At 59.2% G+C, this 24,909-nt stretch carries 25 protein-coding genes; 14 read left to right on the top strand and 11 right to left on the bottom strand.

Annotated elements, in window-relative coordinates:
* Positions 1–470 precede the first annotated feature (470 nt).
* On the top strand, positions 471–650 hold the full coding sequence (locus AC2FD8_RS16425; RefSeq protein ID WP_496857885.1) for a CTP synthetase: 180 nt from the start codon (positions 471–473) through the stop codon (positions 648–650).
* Between the two features lie 111 nt (positions 651–761).
* Here AC2FD8_RS16425 and AC2FD8_RS16420 read toward each other — a convergent pair whose 3' ends face one another.
* On the bottom strand, positions 762–1,538 hold the full coding sequence (locus AC2FD8_RS16420; protein ID WP_496857883.1) for a Bax inhibitor-1/YccA family protein: 777 nt from the start codon (positions 1,536–1,538) through the stop codon (positions 762–764).
* A gap of 177 nt (positions 1,539–1,715) precedes the next feature.
* Positions 1,716–1,931 carry a DUF1127 domain-containing protein gene (locus AC2FD8_RS16415; protein WP_496857881.1) on the bottom strand — a complete coding sequence of 72 codons (216 nt, stop codon included), beginning with the start codon at positions 1,929–1,931 and terminating at the stop codon, positions 1,716–1,718.
* 123 nt (positions 1,932–2,054) lie between these two features.
* Here AC2FD8_RS16415 and AC2FD8_RS16410 point away from each other — a divergent pair, with 123 nt between their 5' ends.
* A complete protein-coding gene (locus tag AC2FD8_RS16410) occupies positions 2,055–2,936 on the top strand; it encodes a LysR family transcriptional regulator (protein ID WP_496857879.1) in 882 nt (293 codons plus the stop codon).
* Here AC2FD8_RS16410 and AC2FD8_RS16405 read toward each other — a convergent pair.
* Entirely contained in the window at positions 2,933–3,889 is a 957-nt protein-coding gene (locus AC2FD8_RS16405) for an NADPH:quinone oxidoreductase family protein (protein ID WP_496857878.1), read from the bottom strand. The genes AC2FD8_RS16410 and AC2FD8_RS16405 overlap by 4 nt on opposite strands.
* A 330-nt stretch (positions 3,890–4,219) precedes the next feature.
* Here AC2FD8_RS16405 and AC2FD8_RS16400 point away from each other — a divergent pair, with 330 nt between their 5' ends.
* The 3 genes from AC2FD8_RS16400 (at position 4,220) to AC2FD8_RS16390 (ending at position 6,880) form a co-directional block, all read left to right on the top strand.
* The gene (locus AC2FD8_RS16400) at positions 4,220–4,591 is read left to right on the top strand and encodes a helix-turn-helix domain-containing protein (RefSeq protein ID WP_496857876.1); all 372 of its coding nucleotides are present in this window, start codon (positions 4,220–4,222) and stop codon (positions 4,589–4,591) included.
* A 45-nt stretch (positions 4,592–4,636) separates the two neighbouring features.
* Positions 4,637–5,428, top strand: a complete 792-nt coding sequence (hisN, locus tag AC2FD8_RS16395) for a histidinol-phosphatase (protein WP_496857875.1) — start codon at positions 4,637–4,639, stop codon at positions 5,426–5,428.
* Between the two features lie 114 nt (positions 5,429–5,542).
* Complete coding sequence (locus tag AC2FD8_RS16390) at positions 5,543–6,880, top strand: 8-oxoguanine deaminase (protein ID WP_496857873.1); 1,338 nt, start codon at positions 5,543–5,545, stop codon at positions 6,878–6,880.
* Positions 6,881–6,941: 61 nt separating this feature from the next.
* On the opposite strand, the gene guaD is transcribed toward AC2FD8_RS16390, so the two are convergent.
* A complete protein-coding gene (gene guaD, locus AC2FD8_RS16385) occupies positions 6,942–8,231 on the bottom strand; it encodes a guanine deaminase (RefSeq protein ID WP_496857871.1) in 1,290 nt (429 codons plus the stop codon).
* Positions 8,232–8,374: 143 nt separating this feature from the next.
* Here guaD and mgtE point away from each other — a divergent pair, with 143 nt between their 5' ends.
* Both mgtE and AC2FD8_RS16375 read left to right on the top strand, forming a co-directional pair.
* Positions 8,375–9,766, top strand: coding sequence for a magnesium transporter (gene mgtE, locus AC2FD8_RS16380; protein ID WP_496857869.1), 1,392 nt, complete (start codon positions 8,375–8,377; stop codon positions 9,764–9,766).
* Positions 9,763–10,320: a 5-formyltetrahydrofolate cyclo-ligase gene (locus AC2FD8_RS16375; protein ID WP_496857867.1), complete on the top strand. Its 558-nt coding sequence runs from the start codon at positions 9,763–9,765 to the stop codon at positions 10,318–10,320. Before mgtE ends, AC2FD8_RS16375 begins: the two co-directional genes overlap by 4 nt.
* A gap of 10 nt (positions 10,321–10,330) precedes the next feature.
* Here AC2FD8_RS16375 and AC2FD8_RS16370 read toward each other — a convergent pair whose 3' ends face one another.
* Complete coding sequence (locus tag AC2FD8_RS16370; RefSeq protein ID WP_496857865.1) at positions 10,331–10,564, bottom strand: putative hemolysin; 234 nt, start codon at positions 10,562–10,564, stop codon at positions 10,331–10,333.
* 89 nt (positions 10,565–10,653) lie between these two features.
* Here AC2FD8_RS16370 and AC2FD8_RS16365 point away from each other — a divergent pair, with 89 nt between their 5' ends.
* The 3 genes from AC2FD8_RS16365 (at position 10,654) to AC2FD8_RS16355 (ending at position 14,155) form a co-directional block, all read left to right on the top strand.
* The gene (locus tag AC2FD8_RS16365; protein ID WP_496857863.1) at positions 10,654–11,466 is read left to right on the top strand and encodes a TIGR00282 family metallophosphoesterase; all 813 of its coding nucleotides are present in this window, start codon (positions 10,654–10,656) and stop codon (positions 11,464–11,466) included.
* A gap of 77 nt (positions 11,467–11,543) precedes the next feature.
* Positions 11,544–13,322: an SLC13 family permease gene (locus tag AC2FD8_RS16360; RefSeq protein ID WP_496857861.1), complete on the top strand. Its 1,779-nt coding sequence runs from the start codon at positions 11,544–11,546 to the stop codon at positions 13,320–13,322.
* Positions 13,323–13,420: 98 nt separating this feature from the next.
* Positions 13,421–14,155 (top strand): YbaY family lipoprotein, encoded by a 735-nt coding sequence (locus AC2FD8_RS16355; RefSeq protein WP_496857860.1) that lies wholly within the window; start codon positions 13,421–13,423, stop codon positions 14,153–14,155.
* A gap of 4 nt (positions 14,156–14,159) precedes the next feature.
* On the opposite strand, the gene AC2FD8_RS16350 is transcribed toward AC2FD8_RS16355, so the two are convergent.
* The 4 genes from AC2FD8_RS16350 to AC2FD8_RS16335 form a co-directional block, all read right to left on the bottom strand.
* A complete protein-coding gene (locus AC2FD8_RS16350; RefSeq protein WP_496857858.1) occupies positions 14,160–15,821 on the bottom strand; it encodes an FAD-binding dehydrogenase in 1,662 nt (553 codons plus the stop codon).
* A gap of 11 nt (positions 15,822–15,832) precedes the next feature.
* Positions 15,833–16,690 (bottom strand): bile acid:sodium symporter family protein, encoded by an 858-nt coding sequence (locus tag AC2FD8_RS16345; protein ID WP_496857856.1) that lies wholly within the window; start codon positions 16,688–16,690, stop codon positions 15,833–15,835.
* A 73-nt stretch (positions 16,691–16,763) separates the two neighbouring features.
* On the bottom strand, positions 16,764–17,498 hold the full coding sequence (locus AC2FD8_RS16340) for a glutamine amidotransferase (RefSeq protein ID WP_496857854.1): 735 nt from the start codon (positions 17,496–17,498) through the stop codon (positions 16,764–16,766).
* 16 nt (positions 17,499–17,514) lie between these two features.
* On the bottom strand, positions 17,515–19,287 hold the full coding sequence (locus AC2FD8_RS16335; protein ID WP_496857852.1) for an SLC13 family permease: 1,773 nt from the start codon (positions 19,285–19,287) through the stop codon (positions 17,515–17,517).
* A 110-nt stretch (positions 19,288–19,397) separates the two neighbouring features.
* Here AC2FD8_RS16335 and AC2FD8_RS16330 point away from each other — a divergent pair, with 110 nt between their 5' ends.
* Both AC2FD8_RS16330 and AC2FD8_RS16325 read left to right on the top strand, forming a co-directional pair.
* A complete protein-coding gene (locus AC2FD8_RS16330; RefSeq protein ID WP_496857850.1) occupies positions 19,398–20,138 on the top strand; it encodes a YebC/PmpR family DNA-binding transcriptional regulator in 741 nt (246 codons plus the stop codon).
* A 156-nt stretch (positions 20,139–20,294) separates the two neighbouring features.
* Entirely contained in the window at positions 20,295–21,575 is a 1,281-nt protein-coding gene (locus AC2FD8_RS16325; protein ID WP_496857848.1) for a permease, read from the top strand.
* 17 nt (positions 21,576–21,592) lie between these two features.
* Here the strand turns inward: AC2FD8_RS16325 and AC2FD8_RS16320 are convergent, their stop codons facing one another.
* Both AC2FD8_RS16320 and AC2FD8_RS16315 read right to left on the bottom strand, forming a co-directional pair.
* On the bottom strand, positions 21,593–22,282 hold the full coding sequence (locus tag AC2FD8_RS16320) for a nitroreductase family protein (RefSeq protein ID WP_496857846.1): 690 nt from the start codon (positions 22,280–22,282) through the stop codon (positions 21,593–21,595).
* Positions 22,283–22,286: 4 nt separating this feature from the next.
* Positions 22,287–23,204, bottom strand: a complete 918-nt coding sequence (locus AC2FD8_RS16315) for a LysR family transcriptional regulator ArgP (RefSeq protein WP_496857844.1) — start codon at positions 23,202–23,204, stop codon at positions 22,287–22,289.
* Between the two features lie 86 nt (positions 23,205–23,290).
* On the opposite strand from AC2FD8_RS16315, the gene AC2FD8_RS16310 reads away from it, so the two are divergent.
* Both AC2FD8_RS16310 and AC2FD8_RS16305 read left to right on the top strand, forming a co-directional pair.
* Entirely contained in the window at positions 23,291–23,890 is a 600-nt protein-coding gene (locus AC2FD8_RS16310; protein ID WP_496857842.1) for a LysE/ArgO family amino acid transporter, read from the top strand.
* Between the two features lie 79 nt (positions 23,891–23,969).
* Entirely contained in the window at positions 23,970–24,839 is an 870-nt protein-coding gene (locus tag AC2FD8_RS16305; RefSeq protein ID WP_496874323.1) for a DMT family transporter, read from the top strand.
* Positions 24,840–24,909: the final 70 nt, after the last annotated feature.

The following is a 24,909-nucleotide window of genomic DNA, read 5'->3' as shown; positions in this document are numbered from 1 at the left end:
AATTAGCTCGTGTTTTGACGGTTAAGGTCTCTTGCTCAGCGAGACAGCAGTAGTACTAAGTTGTATCTTTCAACCTTCACAAGTGTCTGGGTTTCACAAGGGTTTGTCTCGCCCGGCGGCACCGCCGGGCCGAGCCGACCCGCCCCCATGTGGCGGCGCGTTTGCGCCACCCCTCGGGTCGGCGCTGCCCTCCGTTCTACTGATCAACCGTTTCGAACGCTTTGGCGCTCCGGGGCTCCGCGTTTGCGGCTGAGTTCGTCCACTGGACGGCTTCCGGGATGCCGCTCATCCGCTTGGATTGGTCGCGGTTCTTACCGCTTCCATTCAGCCGCTCCACGCGTTTCCTCAAACGGATACTCACTGGCCGTCGCAAGTGGCCTGCGACCCCCAAACCTCTGACCCAGATCAAGGACCGAATTCGATCAACGCGCTAGTGATTGCGCACAGTTGAATATCTGAATGAGGTCGCAATGCTCCCCCTGATGTTGATCGTTCATATCTTCCTTGGCTCTACCCTCGCAGGCACAGCCGTGATTGCTGTTCTGGTGATGGGATACACCACGGCCCTTCCAATCGTGCTGGCGGCGGTGGTGGGGTTTGTGGCGGCCTTTCCGGCCTCGTATCTGGTGGCGCGCAAGCTGGAGGGGTGACGCTCCGCCATCGCCTGCGAACCATACCGCCTGCGGTGCGACCGGGCACAAAAAAACCTGCCAAGATCGGATCCTGGCAGGTTTGAATGGTTTCTGTGGTGGGTGAGAGGGTTACTCTCGGTTCCCCAGCAGTTGCAGCAAGAACATGAACATGTTGATGAAGTCCAGATACAGGCTCAGCGCGCCCATGATTGCGGCTTTGCCCAACCACTCCTGATCGCCGGCATGTGCCATCTGCAGGTAAGTGTTCTTGATCTGCTGTGTGTCATAGGCGGTCAGGCCAGCGAAAATCAGAACGCCGATGACCGAGATCGCAAAGGCCATGGCGGACGAGGCCAGGAAGATGTTGATCACCGATGCCGCGATCAGGCCGATAACGCCCATGATCAGGAAGGTGCCCATGCCCGACAGGTCTTTCTTGGTCGTGTAGCCGTAGATCGACAGGCCTGCGAAAGCGATCGAGGTGATCAGGAAGACCTGAATGATCGACTGACCGGTGAAAGCGATGAAGATCCAGCTGATCGACAGGCCCATTACGGCGGCGAACGAGTAAAAAACCAGTTGTGCAGTCGCGGCCGACATGCGGTTGATCATGGCGCTGAAGCCAAACACAAAGGCCAGCGGTGCGAACATGATCACCCATTTCAGCGGCGAGACATAGATCGAGTGACCCAGCGCGGTCAGGTAGGTGTTCGCGTTCAGCTGCGCGACAGCGGCCGAAGGATCGGTAGTGATCGACAGACCCGAGATCGCCCAGGCCGCGAGGAAGGTGATGAGCATGCCCACGGACATCGTGCCGTAGACTTTGTTCATGTGGGCGCGCAGGCCCTCATCAATCTCGGCGGCGCGTGCGCCTGCGGCCGTCCGAATCGTATCGAATTGTGCCATATACAAGGTCTCCCTGAACGTATTTGTGTGCGACCTACGGATAAGGCCTACTTTCCTGCTGAATATCGGCAACTGCAGCGTGTGTTTCAAGGGTTTCTACTGCAAAACCGGCCAAAATACGCAAGAAAAAAGGCGACCTGCTGCCGCAGATCGCACCTTGATCAATAAACCTGAGTGTCAGGAGCATCTTTTCCAGAATTGAGGGGCATCCCAGATCGGGCGGCGAGCCTCGGCTTCGGCCTCAGAACGGGTGACACCGATGTCGTTCAGGGCGCGGGCGTCCAGCCGGGCCAGCTGTTGGCGTTGGCGTCGTATGGACATGGCGGACAGAAACCGTGGAAAAAGGGATTGTTTATGTTGGGGGCAGGGGCGGTTCAGAGCGATCGAGTTCATGGTCTATCCTTTCGTGTTTCAGATGGTTTAAATCGGTCTCATCAACTTCCTTGATTTATATGGTGGAATAGGGCACATTTTAAAAACGAATATTTTTGATTGGATGCATAAGGATTTGTGAACATGAGAAATCTGGATATCACCACATTGCGGTCCTTTGTGGCAGTGGCCGATCAGGGCGGCGTGACGCGGGCGGCGGGGTTTCTTCACCTGACGCAATCGGCGGTTTCCATGCAGCTGAAGCGTTTGGAAGAGCTTTTGGGCCTTGAATTGCTGGACAGAAGCGGGCGGACCATCGCACTGACGGCCTCGGGCGAGCAGTTGCTGGCCTATGCGCGCCGGATGATCGCTTTGAATGATGAGGTGATCTCGAAACTCACGGATCAAGCCTTTGAGGGTGAGGTGGTTCTGGGTGTCCCTCATGATATTGTCTATCCGGCGATCCCGCGTGTTCTACAACGGTTCAACGCCGATTTCCCGCGCGTGCGGGTGCAGTTGATCTCGTCTTATTCGCTACAGCTCAAGGATATGTTCAAGCGCGGGGAATGTGATCTGATCCTGACGACCGAGCCTTCGTCGGCTGACGGATCGGAAACCATTGCCGAACTGCCGCTGCGCTGGATCGGCGCGCCGGGTGGATCGGCATGGCGCAAGAACCCCGTGCCGATTGCATTGGGGCGGCGCTGCATGTTCCGCCCGCAGGTTATCGCCGCACTGGATGCCGCAGGTATCCCGTGGGAGCTTTCAGTCGAAACCGAGAACGATCGCACCATCGAAGCCACCGTCAGCGCCGATCTGGCGATTCACGCGATGCTGGACGGCACCGAGGCCGCGCATCTTGAAAAGATTGACTCGGGTGGTGCGCTGCCCGATCTGCCCGCACATATGATCAACCTTTATGGTGGAGAGCCGGGGCGCGATGCGATCATCGAGGCATTGGCGCAACTGGTGCGCAGGAATTTCCGAATGCTGGGCAGTGCGCCGTTGCGCGCCGTGGCAGGCTAGGGCGTAATCACGATCTTGCCGGTGGATTTGCGCTCTTTCAACAGGCGCAGACCGTGTTCAACCTCGTTCAAGGGCAGGGAGTGGCTGATATGGGGGGCAATCTTCCCTTCGGCATGCCACCGGAACAACGTCTGAAAGCTGTTGCGCACGATGTCGGGGCGGAAATTCAGGTAGCCGCCGATATAGAATCCGATCACCGTCAGGTTCTTGACCAGCAGGTGGTTGGCCGGGATTTGAGGGACTTCTCCGCCGGCGAAGCCGATTGGCAACAGACGGCCTTCGGGGTTGGTGGCGCGGAAAGCGGCTTTGAACACGTCGCCACCGATCGCGTCATAGACCACATCAGCGCCCCCTAGATCCTTGACACGGGTGCGCAGGTCTTCGGAGGCGTCTATCAGGTGATCTGCCCCGGCGGTTTGGGCAACCTCAAGCTTCTCTGCGCCGCGCGCTTGGGCAATCACCGTCGCGCCCATCAGTTTGCCGATTTCAACTGCTGTCAATCCGACGCCACCGGCGGCTCCGGTCACAAGCAGGGTTTCACCCGGCTGCAACCGGGCGCGATGATCCAGTGCCAGGTGGCTGGTGCCATAGGCGATCTGGATCGCTGCGGCCTCTTCAAAGCTGGTTCCATCCGGGATGGGAATGGCCCGATCCGCGTCGAACACTCCGAACTCGGCCAACCCGTCCTTGCCAGAGTAGACAGCGACACGATCACCCACCTTCAAGCCAGAGACTGCGGGCCCCAGTTCATCGACAACCCCGGCGATTTCCATGCCCAATGTGAACGGAGGGTTAGGCGTATCCTGATACGTGCCCTTTTGCATCAATAAATCGGCGAAGTTCAGGCCGCATGCTTTGATCGCGATCCTGATTTGTCCCTCGGCGGGGGCCGGCGCGACAATATCGACTAGACGCGCTTTTGAGCCATTCGACTCGATACGATATGCGAGCATTTCGCCTGACCTCTGGTTGTTGAGGGGAATAGGTCGACCTATCCACAAAATTGTCAATCGCTTTGCTGTGGTATTTGGGCGATGGGTCGCAGCCTTTTGGGGAGCTTTGGCCAGATGCACGATTCTGCACAACCGTAAACCAACGTACAAAGTTCCCAATTCAACCTGCTTGAAATAGAATTCAAAAGCGGCAATAGTGACCGCTAGTGCTGTATCGGGGGATCGCACATGTCTGGTTAGGGGATTCTTAAGGGGGAGTCCTCTAGCTTTCGTTTATGTGGACGGCGCGACATCCCGCGACAGAAGTGTGTGTAGTAGAGGAGAATACCAATGACTCATCACGTGGATGTCCATGTGGGCAAGCGTGTCCGACATCGCCGCTGGCTGATTGGCATGACCCAACAGCAGTTGGCGCAGCAAGTTGGTATCAAGTTTCAACAAATCCAGAAATATGAAACCGGGGCGAACCGAATCAGTGCTTCCCGCCTATGGGATATCGCTGATGCGCTGGACGTACCGGTCAGCTTTTTCTTTGAAGGTCTTGAAGATGGCCAGAAAGAAAAATCCGAAAAGAATGGGGTTCCCGCTGATCTGATGGGGGACAAGGAAGCCTTGGATTTGGTCCGCTCTTACTACGCGATTCCGGAAAACCAACGCCGCCGCCTGTTTGAACTGGCACGCGTTCTTAGCGACGTTGCCTGATCACCACGGCTTGACATCGGTCTGTGTTCGCAGCACCTGTGCTGCATGAGCCAGACCGACCTGACCGACCTTGAAGTTGCCGAAGAAATGGCTGACGCCGCGCGCGCAGCCATTCTTCCGTATTTCAGGCAAACTGATCTCGAAACCGATAACAAGCTGGCAGGCGGGTATGATCCCGTTACTGTGGCTGATCGCGCGGCGGAACAAGCTATGCGGTCGGTTTTGGCGCAGCGTCGGCCAGAAGATGGAATTCTTGGTGAAGAATACGGTCAGGTTGAGGGGTCTTCGGGCCGGACCTGGGTGCTTGATCCGATCGACGGCACCCGAGGGTTCGTCAGCGGTACACCAACCTGGGGTGTTCTGATCGCCCTGTCCACTCAAGATGGCCCGATCATGGGCGTGGTCGATCAGCCCTATATTGGTGAACGTTTTGTGGGCGGGCCAGGTATTGCGCAGTTGACCGGCCCCTTGGGTAAGACTTCGCTGAAAACACGTGGAACACAGGCACTAGAGCAGGCGACCCTATTCACCACCTTCCCTGAGGTCGGCACACTTGAGGATCGCGCAGGCTTTCAGGCTGTCGCCGAGCAGGTACAACTGACGCGCTATGGCATGGACTGCTATGCCTACGCTTTACTTGCGGCAGGTCAGGCCGATCTGGTGATCGAGGCCGGGTTGAACTCCTATGACATTCAGGCGCCGATTGCCGTGATAGAAGCCGCAGGCGGTATCGTCACCGATTGGCAGGGTGGCCCGGCCCACAACGGCGGAAGGGCCTTGGCCGCCGCCAACGCGGAAATCCACGCCGCGGCTTTGGAGATCCTGCGAAACTATTGAATGTCATTGCCGCATTGGCCGCGCATGGGTAAACTGGCCCGAGCCGGTTCTTGCGCCCGTTTTCCGCTGGCTAGTGCACTCCTTGCTTGAGACGGGCAGAAGCAGGAGCGTGAAATGCCCGAGATACTGATCAAAAATGCCGACATCATCCTGACAATGGATGATGATCGCCAGGAACTGCACGGCGCGGATATCCTGATCCGGGACGGCCAGATCGCCAATGTCGGCCAGGGTCTGACGACAACCGGAGAACTCCACGATGCCTCCGGCTGTGTTGTGACACCGGGGTTGGTGAATACGCATCACCACCTCTACCAAACGCTGACACGGGCGGTTCCGGGCGGGCAGGACGCTTTGCTGTTCGGCTGGTTGCAGACGCTCTACCCGATCTGGGCAGGGTTCGGACCGGATGAGATGTTCACTTCGGCGCAGATTGGGCTGGCCGAGCTTGCCTTGTCGGGCTGCACACTCAGTTCCGATCACCTGTACCTCTACCCGAACGGAGCGCGGCTTGAAGACACGATTGCCGCCGCCTCGGAATTGGGGATGCGCTTTCACCCCACACGCGGCGCGATGAGTATCGGCGAAAGTGACGGAGGCCTGCCGCCCGACAGTCTGGTTGAGCGTGAGCAGGACATTCTCAACGATATGATCCGCGTGGTGGATGCGTTTCACGATCCTTCTGATGGCTCAATGTGCCGGGTGGGTCTGGCCCCCTGTTCGCCCTTTTCCGTAAGCCGTGACCTGATGCGAGACGCAGCACTTTTGGCGCGCGACAAGGGGGTGATGCTGCATACCCATCTGGCCGAGAATGATGAAGATATCGCCTATTCCGAAGCCCAATTCGGCTGTCGCCCTGGCCAATATGCCGAAGAACTGGGCTGGACCGGAGCAGATGTCTGGCATGCCCATTGCGTCAAACTGGACGGGGCAGAGATTGACCTGTTCGCCAAAACAGGAACCGGCGTGGCCCATTGTCCTTGCTCAAATTGTCGCCTCGGGTCTGGCATTGCGCCAGTGAGGGCCATGCGGGATCAGGGGGTAAAGGTCGGTCTGGGCGCGGACGGATCGGCCAGCAATGACAACGGCAACCTGATGCTCGAGGCGCGGCAAGCCATGTTGCTGCAACGCGTCGTGAATGGCGCAGATGCCATGTCCGCCCGCGAAGCGCTTGAGATCGCAACACGGGGTGGAGCCGACGTGCTTGGACGGCCCGATTGCGGGCGGCTGATGCCGGGTAAACGGGCCGATATTGCCGTCTGGGATACAAGCACAAGCCTCGAAAGTGCGGGCAGCTGGGACCCGGCGGCCTTGCTTCTAGCGGGACCAATGCAGGTCAAACATCTGTTCGTCGAAGGCCGCCAGATCGTGCGCGACAGGCAAATCACGACAATTGACCTGCCGCGCGTCATCGAGACCCAAAACCGTCTGGCCCACGCGCTTGCCCAATAGCGGGATCCGCTCTTCATCTGGCTAAAAGTACCTCCGCCGGAGGCATACGCCGAAGGCGTATTCAACGCGCGACCTGCGCCCCTCCGATCCAGACATCGGCAATGGCGCGGTCGTCTCCCATCATGATGGTTGGGAACACCGCCTCCCACAGATCATCCGCATGAGCCTCGCGCTGAGAGATAGCCGGGGTCGAGGCGAGGTCGATCACCACAAGATCGGCCTCCATCCCGGGGGCAACATTCCCGATACAGTCGTCCATCCGCAGCGTTTGCGCCGATCCGATTGTACCGAGCCACAGCAATTGCGCCGGGTGCAGCGGGCGACCGCGAAGCTGGCCGATCTCATAAGCGGCGGCCATGGTGCGCAGCATCGAAAAGCTGGACCCGCCACCGGTATCGGTAGCCAGACCAACGCGGTGGCCGTCTCGGATCAACCCATTCATATCGAACAGGCCTGATCCAATGAAAGTGTTCGAGGTCGGGCAATGTACCAGGCCGGCGTCCACCTCGCGCAGCCGATCCCGCTCGCGGTCTTCCAAATGGATGACGTGACCATAAAGGCCGTTCTGACCCAGCAGGCCGAATTTTTCATAGGTATCCAGATAGTCGCGCGCATCCGGGAACAGGGACCGGACCCATTCGATCTCATCGGTTTGCTCGCTCAGATGGGTTTGCATCAGGCAATGCGGATGCTCGGCCCAGAGCGCGCCCATCGCCTCAAGCTGTTCCGGTGTTGAGGTCGGGGAAAACCGGGGCGTGATCGCATATGACAGACGATCCACACGGTGCCATTTCTCCAACAGGGCCTGAGACTGATCATAGGCCGTTTGCGCCGTGTCCCGCAGCCCTTCGGGTGCGTTGCGGTCCATGCAGGTTTTGCCTGCAACAACCCGTTGGCCGCGCTGTTGGGCGACCGAGAAAAAGGCATCGACGCTTTCAGGGTGAATCGTGCAGAAACTGCACATGGTCGTCGTTCCATGCGCGGTTGTCAGGTCAAGGTAACGGTTGGCGATTTCGGTGGCGTAGTCGATATCGCTGAACTTCATCTCTTCGGGGAAGGTATAGGTGTTCAGCCAGTCGATCAGCCGTTTGCCCCAGCTCGCGATCATGGCGGTCTGCGGAAAATGCACATGCGGGTCGACGAACCCGGCCATGATCAGGTGCTTGCCGTAGTCTGCAACCCCGGCATCCGGATGCGCAGCACGCAAGCGATCCAGCGCGCCGACGGCCTGAACGCGCCCATCCTCGATCACGACCGCCTCGTCGAGCTTGGTTGCATCCGTTGGTTCACCCTCAAAGGGTGAGCCGTCAAAACTCAGAACGCGCCCTTTCAAAAGCGTCTTTTGCGCCATTCGCCCTGTTCCCTAGCTGTTTGAGCCCGTTCAACAGCATATGCGTGCGAAAGATGAGGGTAAATCGGCGCATTGTCATTGTTTTCCGGTAGCTGCTTCTTCTAATTAGGGGCCAATGGCATGAACAAGAACGGGAGCAGCACATGACCACAGGCATTGATGATCCCGTAGCCGACTCTGCTGACGAAGACGTTTACGCGCTGGACCGTCGCATGGTTGCGGCAATCCTGTTTGCCGTTGACGTGGATGATCGCGCCAAGCTGGTCGAGTTGATGGAGCCGCTGCACGCAGCCGACATCGCCGACCTTCTTGAGCAGATAAATCCCTATGACCGTGCCCGCCTGATCCGTCTCTATGACAAGGAATTCGACGGCGACATCCTGTCGGAACTGGATGAGGCCGTCCGGGAAGAGATCATCGGCGTTCTGAACCCGGACGTTCTGGCCGAAGCGGTACGGGACATGGACAGCGACGATGTCGTTGACCTGCTGGAGGATCTTGAAGAGCCGCAACAGGAAACGATTCTGGACGCGCTCGAGGATTCCGAGCGTGTCGCGGCAGAGCAGGCCCTCGCGTATCCCGAGAACTCGGCCGGTCGTTTGATGCAGCGTGAGGTCGTGATGGCGCCCGAGCATTGGACCGTGGGGCAGGCCATTGATTTCATGCGCGCCAATGATGACCTGCCGGAACAGTTCTATCATGTCGTGCTGGTTGATCCCCGTCTGAAGCCGGTGACGCAGGTCACTTTGGGCAAGTTGATGGCCGCCCGGCGCGAGGTGCCGCTGCAGGATCTGGCGGAAGAGGAATTCCACATCATCCCCGTCGATCAGGACGAAGAGGATGTGGCCTATGCCTTCAACCAGTACCACCTGATCTCGGCCCCCGTCGTCGACGCGGATGGCCGCCTGGTCGGTGTCATCACGATCGACGACGCCATGGTGGTGCTGGACGAAGAACATGAGGAAGACATTCTGCGTCTGGCGGGGGTGAGTGACGAAAGCTCGATCTCGGACAGTGTCGCCGCGACCAGTCGCCGCCGTTTGCCGTGGCTTGCGGTGAACCTGTGTACGGCAATCTGTGCCTCGCTGGTGATTTCGCAATTCGAGGCCGCGATTGACCAGCTGGTGGCGCTTGCGATCCTGATGCCGATTGTGGCTTCGATGGGCGGCAATGCGGGGACGCAATCGCTGACAGTTGCGGTGCGGGCATTGGCAACGCGCGACCTGACCGCATCGAACGTCATGCGCGTGATCCGACGAGAGCTGTTGGTCGGCATGCTGAACGGGTTTTGTTTTGCGATCGTTCTGGGGGCGGTCGGGATGCTTTGGTTCGATTCACCTCTGCTTGGGGTCGTGATTGGGGCGGCTTTGGTCGTGAACATGATCATCGCGGGCTTTGCAGGTACGGTAGTACCGGTTGTGCTGGACCGAATGGGCATCGACCCGGCGCTGGCGTCGGGGACGTTTGTGACCACCACAACGGATGTCATGGGCTTCTTCATCTTCTTGGGACTTGCCAGCGTGGTGCTTCTGTGACCGATCTGACTGAAATCAAAGCGATGGCGCGCAAGGCCGCGTTCGCCCGTCGCAAAGCGGCGTTTGACGCAACTGTGCCGGGGGCTGCGGGCCGTTTGTCCGAGATTTTGGCAGGCCACCGTGGCGTGCCCATGTCAGGCTATATGCCAATCCGGACCGAGATCGACCCGCTGCCCGCAATGGCCGAGGCCGCAGCCCATGGCCCCGTCGGCGTGCCGGTGATTCAAGCGGCGGGTCAGCCGCTGAAATTCTCGCACTGGACGCCTGAGGGCAGTTTGAAGGACGGGCCGTTCGGGGCAAAAGTGCCCGAAGTTGACAACTACTTCGACCCTGAAATCCTGATTGTTCCTCTGGTGGCGTTTGACGCCAAGGGCGGTCGTCTGGGATATGGCGGCGGGTTCTACGACCGCACCTTGGAAGGGCTACGCGCCAAACGCCCAACTCTGGCCATTGGCTTTGCGTTCGACGCGCAAGAGGCCGACGGGCTGCCTTTGGAACCCACCGACCAGCCTCTGGATATGGTTGTCACGGAAAGCCGTGTTCTGACGTTCTAAGGCTGCTTCGCTAGATCGAGTGATTCTCGCGGAAATACTCCCAGGCATCCACCTCGCGCCCGCTGGGCAATGTGCAAATACCTGTCTGCCCGTCAGCACCGTCGCGGATTTCATATTTGCCACCGCTTTCCACGCAAAACGTGGCCGCAGGGTTGGCAATTTGCGTGCTGGAATCGCTCGTTGTTGCCTGATCGCAAGCGGCAAGCGCAGCGAGGCCAAGGGCAGACAATAGAATACGCGACATCAAGTTTCTCCGATCTAAAGGGGTTTGACGGTTTACTACGGCAGCATAACCACTTGTGCTTGGCGTTGACCAGACTTACGACCAATAGGATGAGGATACTTTTTCTGGGTGACGTCATGGGCCGCGCGGGACGCACGGCCATCCAACAGCATCTGCCGCGTCTGCGCGATGAATGGCGGTTGGATTTTGTTGTGGTCAATGGCGAGAACGCCTCGAACGGGATGGGGCTTTCTGGCGATCATGCCAAGCTGCTTCTGGATTCGGGCGCGGATTGCGTGACGCTGGGCGACCACGCTTTCGACCAGAAAGACATGCTGCAATACATCGAGAAGGAGTCGCGCATCGTGCGCCCGGTGAACTTTGCCAAAGGCGCACCGGGGCGGGGCCATCGCCTTTTCAACGCACCCGGAGGGCGAAAGGTTCTGGTGGTTCAGGTCCTGGGCCAGGTTTTCATGAAACGACCCTTTGATGATCCGTTCTCGGCGGTTGAACCGATCCTGAAATCCCACCCACGTGGCGGACAGGCCAATGCCATCATCGTTGATATGCATTGTGAGGCGACATCCGAGAAAATGGCGATGGGCCACTATTGCGACAAGCGCGCCAGCCTTGTGGTCGGCACGCATACGCATGTACCTACGGCGGATTCTCAGATCCTGCCCGGCGGCACCGCTTATCTGACGGATGCGGGGATGTGCGGCGACTATGACTCGGTCATCGGCATGGACAAGGTTGAGCCGATGCGCCGGTTTATCACCGGTATGCCGAAGGCGCGTTTTACCCCGGCCAATGGCGAGGCAACCCTGAGCGGAGTGTTCGTTGAGACCAATGATCAGGATGGCAGCGCAAAATCAGTGCGTATGGTGCGCGTGGGCGGACGGTTGGAGCAGGCCGGGCCGTAAATGCTTGCCCTGACCCGCGCAATGCGGGACACTGAGTGACAGGCGCTTGGGCCTGGGGTTCGGACTGAAAACCACGAATGCAATTCCTCTCACTGACAGACACAGGTAGCGCGATACTGGCGCTTTTGGTGGTCGCAGGCATGTTCGTGATGTTCCTGCGTGAGGTCTACCCGACCGAGGTCGTGGCCATCGGCGGCGTCGCACTGATGCTGGTGACGGGCATTTTGCCGTATCAAAGCGCGCTGGCCGTGTTGTCGAACCCCGCACCTTGGACGATTGCCGCGATGTTCATCATCATGGGGGCCTTGGTGCGGACCGGAGCGCTGGATGCGTTCACTTCAACGGCCCAAAAGCAGGCACAAGTGAACCCGCGCATAGCGATTGCCTTGCTGATGGGATTTGTGGTGGTGGCCTCGGCCGTTGTGTCGAACACGCCGGTGGTTGTTGTGATGATCCCGGTTTTTGTTCAGATCGCCCGCACGCTGAATGTGCCTGCGTCGAAGCTGCTGATCCCGCTCAGCTATGCCGCCATTCTGGGCGGTACGCTGACCCTGATCGGGACCTCGACCAACCTGCTGGTGGATGGTGTGGCGCGGGCGCAGGGCATGCAGGCGTTCACGATTTTCGAAGTCACGCCTCTGGGCATCGTGCTGGTGATCTATGGCATGGTCTACTTGCGCTTTATCGCGCCGCGCCTGTTGCCGGAACGGGACAGCATGGCCTCGATGCTGAGCGACCGGTCCAAGATGAAGTTCTTTACTGAGGCCGTCATTCCCCCGGAAAGCAACTTGATCGGGCGTGAGGTTACCGGCGTGCAGCTGTTCAAGCGTCCCGGCGTGCGTCTGATCGACGTTCTGCGCGGCGACGATTCCTTGCGGCGCAACCTCAAGGGGGTGACGCTGAATGTCGGCGACCGGGTGGTTCTGCGCACCGAAATGGCAGAACTTCTTAGCTTGCAGAGCAACAAGGAACTCAAGCGGGTCGATCAGGTCTCGGCTGTCGAGACCAAAACGGTCGAGGTGCTGATCACTCCGGGCTGTCGTATGGTGGGGCGGGCGCTGGGCACGATGCGTCTACGCCGCCGCTATGGCGTTTACGTGCTGGCCGTGCATCGGCGGAACCAGAATATCGGTTTGCAGCTCGATGAACTTGTCGTGCGGGTGGGGGATACTCTGCTGCTCGAAGGGTCTCCGGCTGACATTCAGAAGCTGGCGGCTGATATGGATATGGTTGATGTCACGCAACCGTCTGCGCGGGCCTTCCGCCGAAGTCACGCACCGATTGCGATAGGCTCTCTGGTCGGGATCGTGGTTCTGGCGGCGCTGGGGGTTGCACCGATCCTGCTGCTGTCCATCCTAGCCGTCGCTGCTGTCCTTCTGACGCGCTGCATCGACGCGGATGAGGCGTTTTCTTTTGTCGAGGGCCGGCTGCTGGCTCTGATCTTTGCCATGTTGGCCATCGGGGCCGCCTTGGACGCGTCTGGTGCAGTGTCCCTGATTGTCGAAGCCGTCGCACCGTCGCTGAGTGTTTTGCCACCGTTCCTGATCATCTGGGCGATGTATCTGCTGACCTCGGTTCTGACCGAGCTGGTCTCAAACAACGCGGTCGCCGTGGTTGTCACGCCGATTGCGATCGGTCTGGCGCAGGCGGTGGGGATCGACCCGCGTCCCCTTGTGGTTGCCGTCATGGTCGCGGCTTCAGCCTCGTTCGCAACGCCGATCGGGTATCAGACCAACATGATGGTATATGGCCCCGGCGGCTATCGGTTCACGGATTTCATGAAGGTGGGTATTCCGCTGAACCTGACAGTTGGGCTGTTGGCGTCACTCCTTATTCCGCTGTTCTGGCCGCTGTAAGATCGGCACGGACCCGCCGTCATTTCGCGGGGCCTCTTGCAAATCCTGGCCGATACACAAAGCTTTATGAATGTATTTTGCGAAAAGAGGATTGGATCATGCCTGCAAAAGGAACCGCAGTTGCCACAATCGCCTGCGCGATGCTGGCGAGTACTGGCACTGCTGGAACAGTAAACGGCACGGCCAGCTATCGCGAAAGGATCGCCGTTCCGCCCGATGCAACCCTGTTTGTTGAGCTTCAGGATGTTTCGCTTGCCGATGCGCCAGCCGTGACGCTGGCGGCGCAGCGCTACGCTCTGACAGCCGTTCCTGCACCCTTCAAGCTTGGCTATGATGACGCCCTGATCAAGGACGGGCACCGCTACTCCGTGAGGGCGGCGATTACTCAGGGGCAAAAGCTGCTGTTCACAACGGATACGGCCTATCCGGTAATCTCGGATGAGGCCGGGAATTCCGTCGATCTGATGCTCGTGCAAGTTCAGGCACAGGGGACGGCCATGCTTGAGAATTCGGAATGGATCGCCGCATCGCTAAACGGTGAGCCGATCGAAACGGAAAGGCGGCCGGAACTGATCTTTGGCCAAGGCGGTGCGTTCTCGGGCACAGGCGGATGCAACCGGTTTACTGGTCAGGCCGAGATCTCAGGCAATCGGATCGAATTGCCTGACAATATGGCGGCGACCCTCATGGCTTGCCCGCCACCTTTGGACGAGATCGAACGCGCCTTCCTGAAAACACTGCAAAGCGTCACCACCTTCGCCATACAAGGCGACGCGCTGGCCCTATTGGATGCCGCAGGCGAACCCGTCATCAAACTGGTACGCAAGCAATAGTGCGTCAGGCCACAGCGCGGGATCGCCCTGCGTTGCGGCCCGAGAAGATGCAACCGCCAAGAAAGGTGCCCTCAAGCGCGTTGTAGCCATGATACCCCCCGCCGCCGAAACCAGCAACCTCGCCGGCGGCAAACAGGCCGGGCACCACTTGCCCGTCCGCTCCGATCATCTGACTGTCCAGATTGGTCTGCAACCCGCCAAGTGTCTTGCGGGTCAGCACGTGCAGCTTGACCGCAATCAACGGGCCGTTTGAGGGGTCGAGGAACCTGTGCGGCTTGGCCGTCCGGATCAGCTTGTCTCCGCGATAGTTGCGTGCCGCCAGAATTGCCATCATCTGGGCGTCTTTCGAGAACGGATTGTCGACCTGAGAATCCCGTGCCTCGATCTGCGCCCTCAGATGAGCTTCATCAATCAGACCCCCGCCCAACTGGTTCATCCCACTGACCAGCTCGGTCAGAGTGTTGGCGACGATGAAATCCTCGCCCTTTTCCTTGAATGCCTCAACGGGGGCGGTGGCCTTGCTGCCCGAAAGGATGCGCTGGCGGATCACTTCTTTCCAACTGCCCGAGGTGAAATCGGGGTTCTGTTCCGACCCCGAAAGGGCGAATTCCTTTTTGATGATCTTCTGGGTCAGAACGAACCAGCTGTACTCGTGTCCTGTTTTCAGAATTTCGTGCAGCGTCCCCAGCGTGTCGAACCCCGGCAGGCAGGGCGGTTGCAGCCGATTACCCTTGGCATCGAACCACATCGAGCTTGGACCGGGCAGGATACGAATCCCGTGCGAGGGCCAGATCGGATCCCAGTTTCGCACGCCTTCGGTGTAGTGCCACATGCGGTCTCCATTGATCACATGGCCGCCCGCCTTTTCGCTGATCGGGATCATGCGCCCGTCAACGTGAAACGGAACACCCGCAACCATGTCTTGCGGAGGCTCGCCCAGACGGTCGCGGGGCCAGTTCTTGCGGACCATCTCAAAATTCCCGCCGATCCCGCCCGAGGTGACGATGACCGAAGGGGCATAATATTCAAACTCGCCCAGCTCTTCGCGGTTGGTTTTGGCGCCGCGTTGGGCCGTATCCTCGGCCAAAACTTCGCCCGAGACACCTTTGGCGCAGCCGTTTTGCATGATGATGTGGCTGACCTGATGGCGGAATTTCAGCTGGATCAGCCCAGCACTTACATGCTCTTTCACGCGGCGGATGAAATGTTCCAGCACGCCTGGACCGGTGCCCCAAGTGATGTGAAACCGCGGGACCGAGTTGCCATGCCCGTCCGCGTAGGAGCCTCCGCGCTCGGCCCAACCAACCACCGGGAACCAGCGCAGACCCATGTCATGCAGCCAAGGACGCATTTCCCCTGCGGCGAACTCGACATAGGCTTCGGCCCATTTCCGGGGCCACAGATCGTCGTCGCGATCAAACTGCGCGCTGCCCATCCAATCCCGCAAGGCCAGGTCATGGCTGTCCTTGATGCCCATCCGGCGCTGCTCGGGCGTGTCGACCATGAACAGGCCGCCGAGGCTCCAGAACGCTTGTCCGCCCAGAAAGCTCTGGGGCTCCTGATCCACAACGATCACCGTCTTGCCCCGGTCGCCCAGCTCGGCCGCAGCCGCCAGCCCGGCCAGTCCGCCTCCGACGACGATCGCATCTGCCGTGTTGTTGGCCATGTCAGGTCCTTTCAGCGGTTGCGAAACCAAATGAGGAAGGGGAATACAACGACATACATAGTGACCCCATAGACCGCCGAGGGCAAAGCCAGAGTGCTGAACCCGGTCTCGGTTCCCGTGATCAATGCCGCCAAGGTCAGCCCGAGGGTCGAGTTCTGGATGCCGGTGTCAATCGAGATGCTTTTGCACTCGGCCCAGGACAGGTTCGCGGCGCGCGAGACGCCCAGACCGATCAGAAGCAGGGCGATATTCAGAGACACCAACCCGGTGCCCATGATGCCGAGATTCTCGACAAAGAGCTGCCAGTTCCCGGCCACGGCGGCGATGACGATCAACAGGAACAGAGCGCCAGCCAGTTTGGACAACCCGCCCTCGATGCGGTTCGCAAATCCCGTTGCAAACCTGCGAACCGTGATGCCGATGGCGACGGGCAGGGTCGTGATCAGGAACATTGCAACCGCCAGCCCGGTGATCGACACTTCGGGCGCGTCCTCGCCCATGAAATGCGCGATGGTCCAGGCGGCCAGGATCGGCACAGTCAGGATCGACAGGATGCTGATCACCGCCGTCAGGCTAACCGAAAGCGCCACATCGCCCTTGGCAAATTTTGTTAGGATGTTGCTGGTAACACCACCCGGACAAAAGCTGAGCAGCATGAAACCGACGGCAATCTCTGGCGGCAGGTCAAGGAATTTGACCGTTGCAAACGCGGCGATTGGCAACAGAACGACCTGACAAAGCGCGCCGATTGCAAACGGGTATTTGCGGGTCAGGACACGCCGGAAATCAGCGATCTCAAGCCCGATACCCAAAGACAGCATGATGATGGCCAGCGAAACAGGCAAGCCGACATTGATTAGAAAATCCAAGAACAACTCCTCCCAAAGTCGTTTGAGTGCAGACTAAGCGAGGGGGAAACCCACAGGCAACCACGTCGTTAGGTCATTTGTAGCGTTCGACGAACCGGCGTAGGATTTCGCCCGGCTGTGTGACGTCAGCAGCATTGCAGATATCGATCAGGCGTTGCGCGTCCTCGGGCGGGAAATAGCCGTGATGCTTGTAGATGTTGATGCGCTGTTCAAAATCTTTGGCGTCGGCTTCCGGATGAAACTGGGTGGCATATACGTTTTGTCCCCAGCGGATCATCTGAAACGGGCAGGGGTCCGAGGCGACAAGATGCACGCATCCATCGGGCAGGGTCTGGACTGCCTCTTTGTGACCCACAAACGCGTCGAACTTGGGTGTGAGACCAGCAGTCAAAGGGTCTGATGTGCCGTCCTCAGTCAGGCGGCAGGCCGAGGGGCCAACCGGTTCGCCGAACTTGGCTTTGCTGACGTCGCCACCCAAATGCGCGGCCAGAACGCCTAGGCCATAGCAGCAACCCATGAAGGGATGATCCTGTGCGGTGATCTGAGGCATCAGCCCCATAACCGCGTTTTCGATCTTTGCGTCCAAATCGGATTTCGTTGCTGGATCGTCGCTGACGCAGCCAGGGCCTCCGCCAACGATCACGCCCGCGTAGTCGGCGACATTCAAGCCTTCGGGCAGATCCTCGCAATCCAGTCGGATGCGGTGGGTTTGCTCGGGGGTCAGGCCGGTTTTGTCCAAAATCGAGGCATATTCGGCGTCCGATGCATCAGCTTCGGGGCGCAATTGAAGGATCAGAAAGCGTTTCATAGTCGGGCTTTACCTGTCAAAGCGGCCAGAAGACAAGGATAGAGGGGATTGAGACCGCTATGATCAGGATTTCAAGCGGCAGACCCATGCGCCAATAGTCACCGAACCGGTACCCTCCGGGGCCCAGAACCAGCGTGTTGTTCTTGTGCCCGATCGGCGTGAGGAACGCGGCCGAGGCCGCAACGGCCACCGTCATCAGGAACGGATCGGGCGAGACCTCTAGCGTGCGGGCCATCTGGATGCCAACGGGGGCGGCGACGATGGCCGTGGCCGTGTTGTTCAGCACGTCCGAAAGGGTCATCGTCACGACCATCAGAACGGTCAGGATGGCCCAGGCGGGCAGGCCATTGGTCAGCTGGATCAGGGCATTGGCGATCAATTCGGTGCCGCCTGAGGTCTCTAGCGCGCTGCCCAGCGGGATCATAGACCCCAACAGCACCACGACGGGCCATTCGATATGGTTGTAGATGTCACTGATCGGCATGATCTTGGTCAGAACATAGGCCACCACGACAAACCCCAACGCTATGGGCAGGTAGATCAACCCGATGCTTGCGGCCAGAACCGCGGCAGCGAACAAACCGATGGCAAGCCACGCCTTGTCGTTGGCCGTTACGTTCAGGCCTCGCTGCGCCAGTGGCAGACAACCCAGCCATTCTGTCACGTCGGCACCCCGGTCGCGAGGGCAGAGCAGAAGCAGGATGTCGCCGGCCTCCACCTCGGTTTTGCGGACCTGTTCAGTAATGCGGCGACCCTGGCGCGAAATACCCATCAGAACTGTGCTTTGTCGCCACGCAAGACCCAGCCCCTGCGCGGTACGGCCGGTGATGCGCGCGCTTTCTGTGGCGACAACTTCGATCACCTCAAGCCCGTCACCTTCGGCGGTCAGTACCTCTTGCCGGCGGGTGTCTGAGAAATCCAGCTTGAGCGCCGCGCGGAACTCATCCAACGCTTCGGGTCGCGCCTCCAGCACCAGCGCGTCGCCCTCCTTCAGCGTTGCGTGCGCGGAACGACCATAGCGCCGTTTGCCGTCGCGGATCAGGCCGAGGATTGCCACGTCGGACTTTTCGGCATCCTCGTACAGCTCGCTGACGCGCTTGCCGATATGGGGCGACTCAGGCGGCAGGGTGAGTTCAGCGATATACTCGGCCAGTGACTCGGAGGCTTCTTCCTGCGTGCCTCGGTTCGGGATCAGACGCCAGCCGACCAGCGAGACGAATGCCAGCCCGGCGATGGCCGCGATTCCGCCAACGGGGGCGAAGTCGAACATCTTGAACGGCTCGCCCAAGGTCTCGGCCCGGATTGAGGCGATGATGATATTGGGCGGCGTCCCGATCAGGGTCGCCATGCCCCCCAGTATCGTCGCAAAGCTGAGCGGCATGAGCGTCAACCCCACCGCACGCCCCGCTTTGCGCGCGGTCTGAATATCGACCGGCATCAGCAGCGCCAATGCGGCCACGTTGTTCATAAAGGCCGACAGAACCGCGCCAATCCCGCCCATCAGTGCGATATGGGCGCCAAGCCCGCGCGAGGCATCCACCAGCGTGCGCGTGATCAGGAACACAGCCCCTGACCGGACCAGCCCGGCCGAGACCACCAGTACCAGCGCAACGATGATCGTCGCGGGGTGCCCGAACCCGGCAAAGGCGTTGTCGACCGGCACAACGCCCAATACCACGCCCACCATCAGCGCCGTGAAGGCCACAAGGTCATACCGGAAACGCCCCCAAAGGAGCATGCCAAAGACTGAAATGAAAAGTGCAAACAGAATGATTTGGTCGGTCGTCATGCGGTCACCTTACCGTCAGATGAGCGTCTCGCAAGCCGCTCTCTTGATCCTTTGCCCTGCAAACGTCTATATGAGCGCCGAATACGCAAACATGATGACGAGGACGCACCATGGCAGGCCACTCCAAATGGGCCAATATCCAGCACCGCAAGGGACGTCAGGACGCCGCGCGGTCCAAACTGTTTTCCAAGCTGTCGAAAGAGATCACCGTTGCCGCCAAGATGGGCGACCCTGATCCCGACAAGAACCCGCGCCTGCGTCTGGCGGTGAAAGAGGCCAAGTCGAACTCGGTCCCCAAGGACGTGATCGACCGCGCGATCAAGAAATCGCAGGCAGGTGACGGCGACGATTACGAAGAGATCCGGTACGAGGGCTACGGCCCCAACGGTGTGGCCGTGATTGTCGAGACGATGACGGACAACCGCAACAGGACGGCCTCGACCGTGCGTTCGACCTTTTCCAAGAACGGTGGAAATCTGGGCGAGACCGGCTCGGTCGGGTTTATGTTCGACCGCAAGGGTGAGGTGATCTATCAGGCGGATGCAGGTGATGCCGATGCCATCTTTGAAGCCGCGATCGAGGCTGGTGCCGAGGATGTCGAAAGCTCGGAAGAAGGTCACATCATCTGGTGCGCCGATTCCGACCTGAACGACGTATCGAATGCGCTGGAAGAGGCGCTTGGCGAATCCGAATCCACCAAGCTGATCTGGAAGCCCACCACGACAACTGAGCTGGGTCTGGAAGACATGCAGAAGCTGATGAAGCTGGTCGATGCGCTGGAAGATGATGATGACGTGCAGCGCGTCACAACCAATTTCGAAGCTACTGACGAGGTCATGGCGCAGCTTTGATCGCGCTTGGGATCAGATACCCAAAAGCCCGGCCCGTGCGGTCGGGCTTTTTTGTTTTGGCATCCGACGTGCTGCTTGGTTGACCCGGCCCAAGTGCATGGTCTTTGATACGAAGGCGAAGAACAAGAAGGGCTGGCCGTGGCGTCAGCGTGAAAAATGGCGCAAAACCCATCAGATCTGGCAAAACGCAATGTCCCGGTTTTGGCCGGGCAGAGCATTCTGTCTCAGGTCGCTTGGACATTGGGAAGCCCGTCGGTGGTTTTGCCGTTTCTTGCGGTCTCATTCGAGCTGCCAATGTTCATCGCGGGGGCGTTGGTTTCGGTTCGGATGGTTGGCAGCATGATCGCGGATTTCTTTCTGGCGCGTTCGATTGCCGCGCGGCCCAAGAAGAAACGCGGAATCGCGATGACCGAGATCGCAATCGGAACCTGTCTTCTGGTCGCAATGGGGGTCGCGGCCACAGGTATCGTGCCACTGATCGCCATTGCCTTCATTGCAGTCTTTTTCCTGATCGGTCTGTTCGATGAGGTGCAGAACCTCATGTTAACCGATCTGCTGGGCGATCACGTGCATTCGAAATCCCGAATGATGATGCAGTATTTGCAATTGGGGGCAGGGGGGCTGGGTGCCATTGGTTTGGCGCTTTTGTTGCACGAACTCACCAGGGACAATCCACCATTTTCACGCCATTCGGCTGTCATCGCCGTGTCTGCCACGTTTTTTGTCCTGTCTGCCCTGTCGATTCTTGCGATGTTTGAAATCAGCAAGGCCAACAGCCCGGAAGGCAATGAACCCAAGCATTTGGGCCTGTCGTTGAAAGCCAATATCAAGTCCGTTTTTGACATGTTTGAACATGCATGGTTTCGCCGCTACCTGGTCATGCGTATGCCGCTTGTCGTGGTGTCCTTGTCGGTGCCGTTCTTCGCCCTGATTGCGGCCGAGGCGCATCACAGTTCGGCCAAGGGGCTGACCGCAATGATTGTGTCTTCGGCGTCTGGCTATCTGGTCTCGGCCCCTCTTTGGCAGTTGGTGAACATGAAATCCCATCGTGCGGTCATGGTCGCAGGGACACTGATGGTGGCAACTACAGGGATCGTCCTTCTGGCGTTTCACTATCTGGGCATCGACCACGAAGTTCACCTGCACGCCATTGCGCTGTTCATCGTAACGGTTGCCGTCACGGGGATCAGCAGCGCGCGCAAGCTTTATTTTCTGGACGTCGCCCCGAAAGCGCAGCGGGTTCAGGGCTCCGCCGCGATCAAAAGCATTGCGCGGCTGGCCGCAGTTGCCATGTCAGCCGCTTTGGCGGCGGTCGCCCATATGCATGAAGTTTCGCTTGCGGTTGCGTTCATTGTGCTTTGCAGTCTGATCGCAGCCGCCGCCTGTTATCTGGTCGTCTTGCCCAAGCCCGAGGGGGCCGATGCGCAGGGCACCTGATGTCGCGTTTGGACCAATCAGAAGAACGACGAAATCTCGTCCAGAGGTTTCTTCAGCTTGGCAACGGATGGGACAGTCGCGGCTTGTGACGGGTGGCCGACAGCGATGATCATCGTGGGTTTTTCCGAGGCCGGGCGCCCCAGCGCGCCGTTTAGGAACTTCATCGGGTTCGGCGTGTGCGTCAGTGTCGAAAGCCCGGCGTGATGCAACGCGGCCAACAAAAAGCCCGTTGCGATATTGACGCTTTCGGGGACGTAGTAGTTTTTGTACCGCGTGCCATCTTCGAACTCACCCCAGCGTTGGGCGAATACCACGAGCAGCCAGGGGGCAATGGTCAGGTGTTCTTTGACCGCGTTGGTCCCGATGGGCTCCAGCGCTTTGATCCACTCATCCCCGGCGCCGCCAGCATAGAAACGACGTTCTTCTTCTTCAGCCTCTTCACGGATGCGTTGTTTCAAAGCCGGGTCCGCGATGGCTGCAAAATGCCATGGCTGATGATTGGCCCCGGACGGCGCGGTGCCTGCGGTTCGCAAACAGGTCTCGATCACCTGGCGATCAACGGGGCGGTCGATGAAATCTCGAACAGTATGACGCTGGCGCATCTTGTCGTGGAAAGCCTGTGCAGCCTGCTGCATCTCGGCATCGTTCATCTCGCACCGGTCGGGCAAGGGGATCGGATCATAGCTGAGCACATCGCGTGAGAACATCGTCTTACTCCGGATTTTCGCCCTTTATCTGGTGGCCTGCGTCCGGGATCAAGGCCTTGGCAGCGGCGCGCTTTACGGCTTTGGTCAGCGGTGTCAGGGTCGATGACAGCACGCGACCGACCTGCCAGTTGAGCGGTACATCCAAAGGCGTGTCGGGCGCGATTTCACAAAGCCTGCCGTCCAGCAACGCTTCGCAAACCAGGGCTTCGGGGTTCATACCCCAACCCAATCCGGCAATAGCGGCGTCGACAAATCCGTGCGACGAGGGGATGAAATGTGATGGCGGCGACAATCGCTGCCCGGTTTGGGCCGACATCCAGACCCGTTGAAGGCTGTCCTTGCGGTTGAACACGAGGCATGGCGCTTGTGCCAGCGACCGCGCGGTCAGACCGTCATTGAACCAATGCGTGGTGAACTCCGGGCTGGCCGTCGCGAGATACCGCATCGCGCCAAGGGCATGGGTATCACATCCGGTGACGGGTTGCCCTCCGACGGTGATTGCAGCGCTGACCTCACCCCGGCGCAGCCAGTCTGCTGAATGCTCCTGATCGTCGATCACCAGATCGAACAGCAAGTCCGGCACCTGCGTCATCACGTCGATGAACCATGCGGCCAGAACATCAGCCGGAAGGGCGATGCGCACCCGCGCCGGACCAGGGCCGCTCTCCAAGGTCAGGTCGCGTGCAAGTTGGGATTCCAGCAGCCCGATATCCTCGGCATGTTTGGCAATCCGCAGCCCGGCGGGCGTGGCCGTGCAAGGGGAACCGCGATTGATCAGGCTGGTGCCGATGCGATCCTCCAACGCTTTGATCCGCTGGGATATTGCCGAGGGCGTGACGGACAGCTCGGACGCAGCCGCGTCAAAGCTCCCGTGCCGCAGAATTGCGGCCAGTGCGTTCAGGTGATGTGGATCGATCAGCATTAGCCAGACTTAATTCTGTTCAGTATCTTTAATTTGATAGGCCGAGGCAAAGCCGCTAGTCAAACCTTCAAACGACAGGAGGTTTCATGTCTGCCCCCCTTATCGCTGGTTTTGTTCTTAGCTTCAGTCTGATTCTGGCCATTGGTGCGCAGAATGCGTTCATCCTACGGCAGGGTCTGCGGCGTGAGCATGTGTTTATCCTGTGCCTGACTTGTGCCGTATCAGACGCGATCCTGATTACCGCCGGGATCGCCGGGTTCGGAACGCTGGCACAGGCCGCGCCATGGTTCGAGACGGTGATGCGCTATGGCGGCGCCGCGTTCCTGACGTGGTACGGGTTGCGCAGCCTGTGGTCGGCCTGGCAGGGCGGCGCAGTGATGGAGTTGGGCGAGAGCCAACGCACAAGCCTGCGGTCGGCGATGCTGACCGTGCTGGCCTTCACCTGGCTGAACCCGCATGTCTATCTGGATACCGTGGTACTGATAGGCTCGATCTCGGCCCAGTATGAAGATCGGTTCAGCTTTGCCGTCGGGGCTGTGACCTCAAGCTTTGTTTTCTTTTTCACGCTGGGCTACGGGGCCAGGATACTATCGCCGTTTTTCGCACGCCCACGCGCATGGCAGGTGCTGGACGCTTTGATCGGGATTGTGATGCTGGGAATTGCGTGGAAGTTACTTGTCATGTGAAGGGTTGTTCTGCCGCTGAATTCGGTGTTCAACCGGGGACATGACAACAGCTTCCGCTTCTTCGCGCCCTGTTATGGGAATGTTTTGGATGTTCTCAGCGGGCCTGTCCTTTGTGGTCATGACGGCGCTGGTGAAATCGCTGGGCTCAACCATGGATCCGATACAGGCCGCGTTCTTGCGCTATGTCCTTGGGTTGGTGTTTCTGTTGCCTGCTTTGCGGTCGATCATGGCAACGCGTCTGAGCAAGCGCGATCTCTCACTATTCGGGCTAAGAGGGGTCATCCACGGGGTTGCCGTCATGCTGTGGTTCTACGCGATGACACGCATTCCTTTGGCCGAGGTGACGGCCATGAACTACATGACCCCGGTCTATGTCACGCTTGGAGCGGCCCTGTTTCTGGGTGAGAAGCTGGCCTTTCGCCGATTGGCCGCCATTCTGGTCGCCCTGATCGGCGTGCTGATCATTCTACGCCCCGGCTTTCGCGAGGTCTCCAGTGGGCATCTCGCCATGCTGGGAACGGCGCTGACGTTGGGTGGTTCCTACCTGCTGGCCAAACTGCTGGTGCGGGATATCCCGCCCTCGGTTGTGGTGGCCCATCTGTCAATCTGGGTGACGCTGGCCTTGATCCCCTTTGCAATCGCGGTCTGGTCGCCGCCCACTCTGCGGGACATCGGGGTGCTGTTTCTGGTCGCAAGCTTTGCAACCGCAGGGCATTACTTCATGACACTGGCGCTGCAGGCCGCCCCGGTCGCGGTGACGCAACCGGTCACCTTCCTGCAGCTTATCTGGGCGACGATTGTCGGAGCCTTGGTGTTCCACGAAAGCGTTGACATCTGGGTCGTAGCTGGCGGTACGCTGATCCTGACCGCCGTCAGCTTCATTTCCTGGCGCGAAGCGATGCTGAACAAGCGCGATGTGACGCCATCGGCTTTTGCACCCAAAGCATGAATACACCCGCCCGAAAACGAGATTGATTGACGAGTCAATAAAAAGCGCCTAGCGTCATCGGGAAGTCCTT

It is taken from the genome of Ruegeria sp. YTSC192, assembly GCF_059609705.1.
Note: the sequence above shows the minus strand (reverse complement) of the source record. Positions and strands in the feature narration are given on the sequence as shown.

What these genes read in the sequence shown, in the direction of transcription:
- AC2FD8_RS16390 (WP_496857873.1), top strand. Translation starts at nt 5,543, where the DNA reads ATGCCCGAGATACTGATCAAAAATGCCGACATCATCCTGACAATGGAT.
- AC2FD8_RS16340 (WP_496857854.1), bottom strand. Translation starts at nt 17,498, where the DNA reads ATGAAACGCTTTCTGATCCTTCAATTGCGCCCCGAAGCTGATGCATCG.
- hisN (WP_496857875.1), top strand. Translation starts at nt 4,637, where the DNA reads ATGAGCCAGACCGACCTGACCGACCTTGAAGTTGCCGAAGAAATGGCT.
- AC2FD8_RS16355 (WP_496857860.1), top strand. Translation starts at nt 13,421, where the DNA reads ATGCCTGCAAAAGGAACCGCAGTTGCCACAATCGCCTGCGCGATGCTG.
- AC2FD8_RS16315 (WP_496857844.1), bottom strand. Translation starts at nt 23,204, where the DNA reads ATGCTGATCGATCCACATCACCTGAACGCACTGGCCGCAATTCTGCGG.
- AC2FD8_RS16330 (WP_496857850.1), top strand. Translation starts at nt 19,398, where the DNA reads ATGGCAGGCCACTCCAAATGGGCCAATATCCAGCACCGCAAGGGACGT.
- AC2FD8_RS16320 (WP_496857846.1), bottom strand. Translation starts at nt 22,282, where the DNA reads ATGTTCTCACGCGATGTGCTCAGCTATGATCCGATCCCCTTGCCCGAC.
- AC2FD8_RS16325 (WP_496857848.1), top strand. Translation starts at nt 20,295, where the DNA reads ATGGCGCAAAACCCATCAGATCTGGCAAAACGCAATGTCCCGGTTTTG.
- AC2FD8_RS16405 (WP_496857878.1), bottom strand. Translation starts at nt 3,889, where the DNA reads ATGCTCGCATATCGTATCGAGTCGAATGGCTCAAAAGCGCGTCTAGTC.
- AC2FD8_RS16370 (WP_496857865.1), bottom strand. Translation starts at nt 10,564, where the DNA reads ATGTCGCGTATTCTATTGTCTGCCCTTGGCCTCGCTGCGCTTGCCGCT.
- AC2FD8_RS16425 (WP_496857885.1), top strand. Translation starts at nt 471, where the DNA reads ATGCTCCCCCTGATGTTGATCGTTCATATCTTCCTTGGCTCTACCCTC.
- AC2FD8_RS16415 (WP_496857881.1), bottom strand. Translation starts at nt 1,931, where the DNA reads ATGAACTCGATCGCTCTGAACCGCCCCTGCCCCCAACATAAACAATCC.
- AC2FD8_RS16305 (WP_496874323.1), top strand. Translation starts at nt 23,970, where the DNA reads ATGTTTTGGATGTTCTCAGCGGGCCTGTCCTTTGTGGTCATGACGGCG.
- AC2FD8_RS16420 (WP_496857883.1), bottom strand. Translation starts at nt 1,538, where the DNA reads ATGGCACAATTCGATACGATTCGGACGGCCGCAGGCGCACGCGCCGCC.
- AC2FD8_RS16360 (WP_496857861.1), top strand. Translation starts at nt 11,544, where the DNA reads ATGCAATTCCTCTCACTGACAGACACAGGTAGCGCGATACTGGCGCTT.
- AC2FD8_RS16310 (WP_496857842.1), top strand. Translation starts at nt 23,291, where the DNA reads ATGTCTGCCCCCCTTATCGCTGGTTTTGTTCTTAGCTTCAGTCTGATT.
- AC2FD8_RS16410 (WP_496857879.1), top strand. Translation starts at nt 2,055, where the DNA reads ATGAGAAATCTGGATATCACCACATTGCGGTCCTTTGTGGCAGTGGCC.
- guaD (WP_496857871.1), bottom strand. Translation starts at nt 8,231, where the DNA reads ATGGCGCAAAAGACGCTTTTGAAAGGGCGCGTTCTGAGTTTTGACGGC.
- mgtE (WP_496857869.1), top strand. Translation starts at nt 8,375, where the DNA reads ATGACCACAGGCATTGATGATCCCGTAGCCGACTCTGCTGACGAAGAC.
- AC2FD8_RS16400 (WP_496857876.1), top strand. Translation starts at nt 4,220, where the DNA reads ATGACTCATCACGTGGATGTCCATGTGGGCAAGCGTGTCCGACATCGC.
- AC2FD8_RS16365 (WP_496857863.1), top strand. Translation starts at nt 10,654, where the DNA reads ATGAGGATACTTTTTCTGGGTGACGTCATGGGCCGCGCGGGACGCACG.
- AC2FD8_RS16350 (WP_496857858.1), bottom strand. Translation starts at nt 15,821, where the DNA reads ATGGCCAACAACACGGCAGATGCGATCGTCGTCGGAGGCGGACTGGCC.
- AC2FD8_RS16335 (WP_496857852.1), bottom strand. Translation starts at nt 19,287, where the DNA reads ATGACGACCGACCAAATCATTCTGTTTGCACTTTTCATTTCAGTCTTT.